The sequence below is a fragment of the Allobosea vaviloviae genome (assembly GCF_001298265.1).
Taxonomy (GTDB): domain Bacteria; phylum Pseudomonadota; class Alphaproteobacteria; order Rhizobiales; family Beijerinckiaceae; genus Allobosea; species Allobosea vaviloviae_B.
Window position 1 is genome coordinate 22529 of sequence record NZ_LGSZ01000026.1, and the last position, 7528, is coordinate 30056.

A 7528-nucleotide genomic window follows, 5' to 3' on the forward strand; every position below is an offset into this window, starting at 1 on the left:
ACAAAGGAGGGCCCGATGAGCATGGCGTTTCTCGGCGATCTGATGACGAGCGTGGCCGATCGCGGCCGAGCGCTGATCGGCTTCGAGCGTTTTATCGGCCAGCGCAACCGGCCGATCGAACGTCTCTGCGAGGATCTGCTTTCCGGGCGCGGCGAAGCCTCCGGCATGGCGCTGGCGCAGGGTGTTCTCGACGCCTGGGAGCGGCTCGATCGCCCGGGCCGCCAGGCCTTCTTCGCCATGCTGCAGGAACGCTTCGGTCCCGATCACGAGCGCTTGAGCAAGGCGATCGACGCCTATCGCCAGGAACCGAGCGCGGCCGCCATCGCCGCCCTCCATCTCGCCTCCGAGCCGCGCCGGCAGGAACTGCTGCGCCGCCTCAACCTCGCACCCGGCGGCACGCATGTGCTGGTGCGCATGCGTGAGGCGCTGTTCGAGGCAATGGAGACAGATCCCGACCTGATCGCGGTCGATTCCGATTTCCGCCACCTCTTCGGCTCCTGGTTCAATCGCGGCTTCCTCGTCCTGCGCCGCATCGACTGGCGTTCGCCTGCGAACGTGCTGGAGAAGATCATCCGCTACGAGGCGGTCCATGAGATCCAGGGCTGGGACGATCTGCGCCGCCGGCTGGAGCCCGCCGACCGGCGCTGCTTTGCCTTCTTCCATCCCCAACTCGTCGACGAACCGTTGATCTTCGTCGAGGTCGCGCTGACCGGCGAGATTCCCCGCAGCATCGGCGAGGTTCTCAGCGGCGAACGCGAGGTGCTGTCGGCCCAGTCGGCGACAACGGCGGTGTTCTATTCGATCTCGAACTGCCAAGAGGGCCTGCGCGGCATCTCCTTCGGCAACTTCCTGATCAAGCAGGTCGCCGAGGATCTGAAGCGCGAATTGCCGGGGCTCGACACCTTCGTCACACTGTCGCCGGTGCCGGGCTTTGCGCGTTGGCTCAATGGCATCGTCGCCGATCCCGGCGAGTTCGTCCTCACCAACGAGGAGCGCTCGGAACTGGGGCGTCCGGCGGTCGAGACGATCTCGCTCGATGAAGCGGCACGCGCGCGGCGAGACAAGCTGCTCGGCCAGATGGCGGCGCAATATCTCCTGCGCGCCCGCACGGCTTCGGGGCGCGTCATCGACCCTGTCGCGCGCTTCCACCTCGGCAATGGTGCAAGGCTGGAGCGCATCAATGTCGGCGGCAACATGTCCGCGCGGGGCCTGCGCGAGTCGCATGGCGTGATGGTGAATTACCGCTATGACCTCGACGACATCGAGACCAATCACGAGGCCTTCGCCACCCGCAACACGGTGGTCGCCTCCTCTGGCGTGCGCAAGCTGCTGCGGCCAGCCGCAGTCTGATATCACGCTGAACAGACACGCCTGAAAGGACCCGAAATCATGGGCAACCACCTGTTCGACCTCGTTCGCGAGCGCATTCCTGCGCCCGAGGCCCGCTTCGCGCTGCTCGACGACGGCCGGCATTATTCCTATCGCGATATGGTCGAGGTCTCCGCCCGCTTCGCCAACGCGCTCGTCGCGCTCGGAGTGAAGCCGGGTGACCGCGTCGCGGTGCAGGTCGAGAAGTCGATCGAGGCGCTGATGCTCTATCTCGGCGCGGTGCGGGCGGGCGCGATCTTCCTGCCGCTGAACACGGCCTATACCCCCGCCGAGATCGAGTATTTCCTCGGCGATGCGCAGCCCGCCGTCTTCGTCTGCGACCCGGCGAAGGCGCAGGCCCTGACGCCCTATGCCGACAAGGCCGGTGCGAAGCTGGAGACGCTCGGTGTCTGGCGTTCGCCTGACGTCTCGGCGGGCTCGCTGTCGGACAAGGCACTCGCCGCTTCGACCGCGTTTACGGACGTCGAACGGGGCGCGGACGACCTCGCCGCCATCCTCTACACCTCGGGCACGACCGGCCGCTCAAAGGGAGCGATGCTCAGCCACGACAACCTCGCCTCGAATGCGCTGGCGCTGGTCGATTACTGGCGGTTCACGAAGGAGGACGTGCTCCTGCACGCGCTGCCGATCTTCCACACCCACGGCCTCTTCGTCGCGACGAACTGCGTGCTGTTCTCCGGCGCCTCGATGATCCTGCTGCCGAAATTCGATCCCGAGCAGATCTTCAAATACCTGCCGCAGGCGACCTGCATGATGGGCGTGCCGACCTTCTATGTCCGGTTGCTGCAGGACGCCCGCCTGACGAAGGACGCGACGAAGCACATGCGCCTCTTCGTCTCCGGCTCGGCGCCGCTGCTCGCCGACACGCATCGTGACTGGCGCGAGCGGACGGGCCACGCCATCCTCGAGCGCTACGGCATGACCGAGACCAACATGAACACCTCGAACCCCTATGAGGGCGAGCGCGTCGCCGGCACGGTCGGCTTCCCGCTGCCCGGTGTCACGGCACGCGTCGCCGATCCCGAGTCCGGCAAGACGCTGGCGGCCGACGAGATCGGCATGATCGAGGTCAAGGGGCCCAACGTCTTCAAGGGCTATTGGCGCAACCCCGAGAAGACGGCGGCCGAATTCAAGCCCGACGGCTTCTTCATCACCGGCGACCTCGGCAAGATCGACGCAGCCGGCTATGTCCACATCGTCGGGCGCGGCAAGGACCTCATCATCACCGGCGGCTACAACGTCTATCCCAAGGAGGTCGAGACCGAGATCGACGAGATGCCAGGCGTGATCGAGAGCGCCGTCATCGGCTGCCCCCATCCCGATTTCGGCGAGGGCGTCACTGCCGTCGTGGTGGTCAAGCCCGGCGCGACGATCACGGCAGCGACGATCGCCAAGACGCTCGAGCAGCGGCTCGCCAAGTTCAAGCAGCCCAAGCAGGTCTTCGTCGTCGACGACCTGCCGCGCAACACTATGGGCAAAGTCCAGAAGAACCTGCTGCGCGAGGCATACGGTCAGATCTACGCCAAGGGCTGACGCGCACCGCGCTTCAAAGCGCCTTTGCTGCAAGCCTGGTCGATTCTAGGATTTCGGCACGCAACCCCTCATCCGCCACGGCGCGTGCCGCGCTGGCCCCGCCGGCCAGTAGCGCGATCAACGCCCAGGCTCGCGACCGGTCTGGCGGGCTGCCAAGTCCGGCCGCGAACGCCGTCACGATACCGTCCAGCTCGGTCTCGAAAACCTGCCGCGTCGCAGCGTCGGCCCGCGCCACGTCGGGGGAAAAGCTCGGCAGGGCACAGGCCTGGTCGAGTCCGCCCTTCATCTGTTCGCCGAGATAGAAATCGACGAAGGCATCGCGCCAGCCCGTGCCGTGTTGATCCTGGCAAAAAGTGACGCCTCTTTTGAGCGCCGCCATGCCGTGCTGCACTGCCAGGCGGAATGCATCGGCCTTCGAGCCGAAATGCGCGTAGAAGGCGCCCGACGTCATCCCCGCCGCCTGCGCCATGGCATCGACACCGATCCCGCCGAAGCCGCCGAGACGAAAACCGCGCCCGGCCGCATCGAGCAGGCGGCCATGGGCGTTGCCATCGGAGCCCTTGTGTCTCGCCATCGCGAATCTCCATGAAGGACATAACGATCGCTATTTTATTCTTGACGAAATAACGATCGTTATATTTAAAGCGATAACGATCGTTATATGAATGCGGTCGCCGCCCGGCAAGCCGGGTGCCCTCTTGGTATGACAGCGACGGAGATCAGAGATGCCAGTTCAGGTCATTGTTACGGAAGGTGTTCTTTCGCCAGAAGCGGAGAAGGCGGTGTTCAGGCAGCTGACGGACCTCCTGCTTGAATTGCACGGACTGACTGGTAACAGCTTCATGACGCCGAACGTCATCGGTGAGGTCGTGATCGTGCCGAAAGGCCGCAGTTTCTCTGGTGGCGAGCCGGCCGAGATTGCCATTGTCGAGTTGAAAGTCCCGTCCTTCGTCTTGCCGACGCAGGAATTGAAGGATGCCTGGGTGTCGCGCGGCTCGGCGATCATCGCGGAAGCTGCGCAGGGCCGGCTCGCCACCGACCGCATCTACGCGAATGTCAGCTACGCAGTTGACGGCAGCTGGGGCATCGGTGGCGTCGCCTATGACAATCCTGGCCTCGGCGCTGCCGTCGCGCGGGCAGCCTGACGCCGCTGGCGTCGCCAGCAGCGATGGCGCCGCTACGTGTCATACCGACGCCATCGCATTCAACCCGATCGTCTCGCCATCTTTCGGGATCAGCAGCCGGGCGCCGGGCTTTGCGCCCGACGAACGGTTCGCTTTTGTGAAAGAGGCGCCACTCCGGCGTGAAGAATCGGGCCGAAAACCCGCTTCAGCCCCCCTTATGCAGCCCCTCCAGCGGAAACCGCGCGACATCGGCGAGCAGTTCGACGAAGCCCTTCGCCTGCAGCGCGGCCGTCGCCTTGCCTTTTTCCGCCGTCGCCAGGCTCGCATCGCCGGCCGCACCTGACGGATGGACGTCCTTGGCCATCCAGGCGAAGGCGTGCAGCCCCGTCGGCCGCAGCCAGGTGTAGCCATCCGCCGCCATCTCGACCGTGAGCGGTTCGAACCGCCCCGCCTGGCTCATCTCGACGAGATCGGGCCGGAAATGCAGCATCAGTGAGGTCTCGATGTCGCCGCCATGGATGCCGTGGTTGGCGTCGAGATCGGCGAAGACGCCTGGCGGCAGGCCGAAGGCTCGCCACGCCGTCGTCACCGCGAACATGCCGTGGCTCACGCGCAATTCGCGCGCGACGACCTTCATCGGGTCGATATTGCCACCATGCGAGGTGACGATCACGAGCTTGCGCAGCCCGGCGCGCTTCACGCTTTCGCCGATCTCGATCCAGGCCTGCGTCGCGCTCTCCCAGGAGAGGGTCAACGTGCCCGGCGAATGCAGGTGCTCGTTCGACTTGCAGATCGCCTGCGTCGGCAGGACCAGCACGTCGAGAGCGGGCGGCACCAGCGGCATCGCCTCCGCCAGCATCGCGTTCATGATCGTGGTGTCGACGGAGACGGGCAAATGCGGGCCGTGTTGTTCGATCGCGGCCAGCGGCAGCACCGCGATCGTGCTGTCGGCTGAAAGGCCGGCGAAATCGGTGGTCTTCAGATCGCCCCAGAAGCGTGCCGCCATGATGTCGTCGTCTCCGTCACGCCGGCGGGTTGGGGCCGGCCTGTCCCGGGCGAGGATGGCGGCGAAGATCGCCTGTGGGCAAGCCCGATCCTGCGCGAGATGACGCGGTGTCGCCGTTTGGCCAAGCATGGCATACAAGTTGCTCGCCCGCAGCCAAGGCTTGCAGCCGGCGTTGCTGCCGGCCGCTCTCAGGGAGGTCTCACGCATGACGATGACGAAATATCGCCTGACGCGCCGTGGAGCGCTTGGCCTGATCGGCGGTTCCGCTCTGGCGGCCGTGCCCGGCGCGCGCGTCAGCGCCCAGACGCTCGACAAGGTGTCCTACCAGACCAACTGGCGTGCCCAGGCCGAGCATGGCGGCTTCTATCTCGCCGCCGCCAACGGCATCTACAAGAAATACGGCATCGACGCCGAGATCCGGCCGGGTGGCCCGCAGCAGAATCCCTCGCAGCTCCTGCTCGGCGGCCGCGTCGACATGATCATGTCGAATTCCTTCGAGGCGATCCGCTATGCCCAGGAGAGCATCCCCTTCCTCTGCATCGCCTCGATCTTCCAGAAGGACCCGCAGGTCATCATCTCGCATCCCGGCGTCGGCAACGATTCGCTCGCCGCGCTGAAGGGCAAGCCGATCCTGGTCGGCGCCGCCGGCCGCAACAGCTACTGGCCGTTCCTGAAGGCGAAGTTCGGCTACACCGACGAGCAGATCAGGCCCTACACCTTCAACATGGCGCCGTTCCTCGCCGACAATACGATCTCGCAGCAGGGCTTCCTGTCCTCGGAGCCCTTCGCCATCATGAAGCAGGGTGGCGTCACGCCGGTGGTGCATCTCATCGCCGATGCCGGATTCGAGAACTACAACACCACGATCAACATCTCGCAGAAGATGGTCGCGGAGAAGAAGGACCTGGTCCAGCGCTTCGTCACCGCCTCGCTCGAGGGGTGGGCCGAGTACATGAAGGGCGGTCCCGCCGTGGCCGCGGCCAATGCCCAGATCCTGAAGGACAATCCCGACATGGATCAGGAGAAGATCGACTACGCCGTCAAGGTGATGAACGAGAAGGGCATCGTGCTCTCGGGCGACGCGCTGACGCTCGGCGTCGGCGCCATGACCGACGCGCGCTGGGGTAGCTTCTACAAGACGATGACAGAGGCGGGCGTCTTCCCGGCCGGCATCGACCTGAAAAAGGCCTACAGCCTGGAGTTCATCAACAAGGGTGTCGGCAAGGCGTGAACCTTGTCATTCCGGGGCAAGCCGCAGGCTTGAACCCGGAACCCACGACTGGGCGAGCGTTGGCGATTTGCCCGACCGAGGCCTCACCCGGTCGTGGGTTCCGGGTTCAGCGCTGCGCGCTGCCCCGGAATGACAGAGTGGACAGCAATCAACGGATCATCAGGCTTTGGACACGGCCTCTCTGAGCACTCCCCATGCCGTTCGCCCCGAGGGTCGCAAGCCCCTGGTCTGCGTGCGTCATGTCTCCAAGCAGTTCGGCAACGGCACGCTCGCCGTCCGCGACGTCAATCTGAACCTGGGGGAGGGCGAGTTCGTCAGCCTGCTCGGCCCCTCCGGCTGTGGGAAATCGACCCTTCTGCGGATGATCGCGGGGCTGGGAGCCCCCTCGAGCGGGACGATCGATTGGCCGACGACCACGCATGACGCGGCAGGCGAGCCGCAACGCGATCTCGGCTTCGTCTTCCAGGACCCGACGCTGATGCCCTGGGCGACGGCGCTCACCAACGTGATGCTGCCGCTGACGCTTAAAGGTATCCGCAAGGCCGAGGCGGGCGAGCGTGCCGCCGCGATGCTGGCGCTGGTTGGGCTCAAGGGTTTCGAGAACTCTTATCCGCGCGAGCTCTCCGGCGGCATGAAGATGCGCGTCTCGATCGCGCGCGGGCTGGTGTTGCGGCCCAAGATCCTGCTGATGGACGAGCCTTTTGCGGCGCTCGACGAGATCACCCGCCATCGCCTGAACGACGACCTGCTGGAGCTGTGGTGGAAGGAGCGCTTCACCGCGGTCTTCGTCACCCATTCGGTCTTCGAATCGGTCTATCTCTCCAAGCGCATCGTGGTGATGGCGGCTCGCCCCGGCCGCGTCATGGCTGATCTCGATGTCGATGCGCCCTATCCGCGCGACGACCTCTTTCGCACTTCGCCCGAATACGCCCATCTCTGCCGGGTCGTCTCGGGCAAGCTCAAGGAGGCGATCGGATCATGAGCGATCGCTGTTTTTCTCCCTTCCCCCGCTTGCGGTGGGGAGGGCCGGGGTGGGGGGCCGGAAAGCCGGCCGCCCACCTGTCTGGCTTCGTGCCGAGCGGCACTGCCCCCCCCCCCACACCCCCCCCCCCCCACCCGGGGGGGGGGGGTGCGCCCCCACCCCCCCCGCGGGCCTGGCCCCGACCCCGCCCCCCCCCGCCGCCCCCCCGCCCCAACCGCCGCGGCCCCCGCAGCCGCCCCCCGCCCCGCCCCGGCCCGAGCAAG

7 protein-coding genes are annotated in these 7528 nt (G+C 66.0%); 5 read left to right on the forward strand and 2 right to left on the reverse strand.

From position 1 onward, the window contains the following. Positions 1-15: 15 nt before the first annotated feature. Both AE618_RS06540 and AE618_RS06545 read left to right on the forward strand, forming a co-directional pair. A complete protein-coding gene (locus AE618_RS06540; protein WP_054208251.1) occupies positions 16-1350 on the forward strand; it encodes a malonyl-CoA decarboxylase in 1335 nt (444 codons plus the stop codon). Positions 1351-1389: 39 nt separating this feature from the next. Beyond that, positions 1390-2922, forward strand: a complete 1533-nt coding sequence (locus tag AE618_RS06545) for a malonate--CoA ligase (protein WP_054208252.1) — start codon at positions 1390-1392, stop codon at positions 2920-2922. Positions 2923-2935: 13 nt separating this feature from the next. On the opposite strand, the gene AE618_RS06550 is transcribed toward AE618_RS06545, so the two are convergent. Next, positions 2936-3496: a TetR/AcrR family transcriptional regulator gene (locus tag AE618_RS06550; RefSeq protein ID WP_054208253.1), complete on the reverse strand. Its 561-nt coding sequence runs from the start codon at positions 3494-3496 to the stop codon at positions 2936-2938. A 151-nt stretch (positions 3497-3647) separates the two neighbouring features. Here AE618_RS06550 and AE618_RS06555 point away from each other — a divergent pair, with 151 nt between their 5' ends. After that, a complete protein-coding gene (locus AE618_RS06555; protein WP_156330141.1) occupies positions 3648-4067 on the forward strand; it encodes a Tautomerase enzyme in 420 nt (139 codons plus the stop codon). 184 nt (positions 4068-4251) lie between these two features. Here AE618_RS06555 and AE618_RS06560 read toward each other — a convergent pair whose 3' ends face one another. After that, a complete protein-coding gene (locus tag AE618_RS06560; protein ID WP_156330142.1) occupies positions 4252-5052 on the reverse strand; it encodes a creatininase family protein in 801 nt (266 codons plus the stop codon). A gap of 205 nt (positions 5053-5257) precedes the next feature. Here AE618_RS06560 and AE618_RS06565 point away from each other — a divergent pair, with 205 nt between their 5' ends. Next, positions 5258-6283 carry an ABC transporter substrate-binding protein gene (locus AE618_RS06565; RefSeq protein WP_156330143.1) on the forward strand — a complete coding sequence of 342 codons (1026 nt, stop codon included), beginning with the start codon at positions 5258-5260 and terminating at the stop codon, positions 6281-6283. A 166-nt stretch (positions 6284-6449) separates the two neighbouring features. Beyond that, positions 6450-7265, forward strand: a complete 816-nt coding sequence (locus AE618_RS06570) for an ABC transporter ATP-binding protein (RefSeq protein ID WP_054208255.1) — start codon at positions 6450-6452, stop codon at positions 7263-7265. Positions 7266-7528: the final 263 nt, after the last annotated feature.

Bases quoted from the DNA above. Each gene is read 5' to 3' on its own strand.
- AE618_RS06540 (WP_054208251.1), top strand. From the start codon at position 16: ATGAGCATGGCGTTTCTCGGCGATCTGATGACGAGCGTGGCCGATCGC.
- AE618_RS06545 (WP_054208252.1), top strand. From the start codon at position 1,390: ATGGGCAACCACCTGTTCGACCTCGTTCGCGAGCGCATTCCTGCGCCC.
- AE618_RS06550 (WP_054208253.1), bottom strand. From the start codon at position 3,496: ATGGCGAGACACAAGGGCTCCGATGGCAACGCCCATGGCCGCCTGCTC.
- AE618_RS06555 (WP_156330141.1), top strand. From the start codon at position 3,648: ATGCCAGTTCAGGTCATTGTTACGGAAGGTGTTCTTTCGCCAGAAGCG.
- AE618_RS06560 (WP_156330142.1), bottom strand. From the start codon at position 5,052: ATGGCGGCACGCTTCTGGGGCGATCTGAAGACCACCGATTTCGCCGGC.
- AE618_RS06565 (WP_156330143.1), top strand. From the start codon at position 5,258: ATGACGATGACGAAATATCGCCTGACGCGCCGTGGAGCGCTTGGCCTG.